General features: G+C 53.5%; 1 protein-coding gene. It reads right to left on the reverse strand.

Annotation, left to right across the window (positions count from 1 at the left end; all coding sequences use genetic code 11):
- Positions 1-376, reverse strand: a 376-nt coding sequence (locus QMG93_RS35060; protein WP_281944531.1) for an AMP-binding protein, incomplete at both ends; no start/stop codon positions are given.

Below are 376 nucleotides of genomic sequence, written 5' to 3' on the forward strand. Positions count from 1 at the left end.
AGATGTAGGCGCATAAGGTCGGCAGGCATGTTCCGATATTGCTTCTGCCTTCCGTGATCTCCGCTTCGGTAATTTCTTTATAGGTCACGTGCACGGTCGTTTCCGTAATGCCGTACATATTGATCAGCTGCGTGTGCGGGTATTTCAGCTTCCACGCTTTCAGCAAAGCCGGGCTAAGCGCTTCTCCGCCGAAAATGACTTTTCGCAAAGCCAGCTCCGTTCCGCTATGGCGCAGCTCTTCCTGCAGCAGCTGGTAAAAGTAAGTCGGCGTTTGGTTCAGAATCGTGACCCGCTGCGTTTTCAGCAATTGCAGGAATTGCTCCGGGCTTTTCGCCGTCAGCGGAGGGACAATAACCAGCTTCCCGCCGTTCAGCAA

It is taken from the genome of Paenibacillus tyrphae, from assembly GCF_027925525.1.
GTDB classification, from domain to species: domain Bacteria; phylum Bacillota; class Bacilli; order Paenibacillales; family NBRC-103111; genus Paenibacillus_G; species Paenibacillus_G tyrfis_B.